This is a genomic window from Psychrobacter sp. 1U2, from assembly GCF_051847575.1.
Genome location: NZ_JBPYDC010000827.1, coordinates 1 through 814, shown reverse-complemented (window position 1 = coordinate 814; position 814 = coordinate 1). Strand labels below are relative to the sequence as shown.

Here is an 814-nt window from a genome sequence, read left to right as displayed (position 1 = left end):
ACCTAGCATAGCGTAAGGGAACTGTGTAAAGGCATGCTGCATCGGTGAACACCCAGCGCCTTGTGCTGCTAGTAATGATGAATCACTAAAGAAACAAGCATGACTACCAAATGAAGAGGCAGATAACAAGGCACCAATCATAAGTGGCGTACTAACCCCCAGCGCCATAGAGATTGGGAAGACAATTGGCATCGCTAAGACATATAGACCCCAGCTTGACGACGTTGCAAATGTTAAAAAAGCCATGACTGCAAAAATGACAGCAGGGAAGATGATAATGGTCATATATGGTGTGATGGATTCAATGACATACATAGTCATGCCAAGCTCATCGTTGATGGCTTTTAGAAAAAAGCCTCCAATTACAGTTGAGAGTGGGTATAACATGACCTTAAAGCCTTTAAAAATAGCTTCAACTTGGGTCTCAAAGCTCAAAATTCCTTGTACCCAATATACAAGAACCGTCACAAAGCACGTCAATAACGCGCCTCTTAATAAATCAATTTCAAAGTAGATGGTTGAGACGATCAATAAGATCATAGGAAAAGCAAAATTTAAGATATTGGCTTTGAATGATAGCTTACGTTTGGCTTTTACGTTTGAGATTAATTGCTCTTCTACAAAGGCTTCAGGTACAGGGTTACCAGCTTGTGCACGTTTTTCAGCCTTTTTCATTGGTCCCCAGTTGCCAAATATACCAGTTGCAACTAAGAATACGATAATAAGGGCAAACCAAGCATACGCCATATAAGGAATAGCACTGATATAAAGCCCTAAACCAGCGCCGTCTCCTGCGACGTTATTTTCTTCCAAC

1 protein-coding gene is annotated in these 814 nt (G+C 41.2%); it reads right to left on the bottom strand.

What is annotated here, in order from left to right; genetic code table 11:
* On the bottom strand, positions 1-814 hold an 814-nt coding region (locus ACS8FD_RS18975), incomplete at both ends, for a Na+/H+ antiporter NhaC family protein (protein ID WP_439277001.1).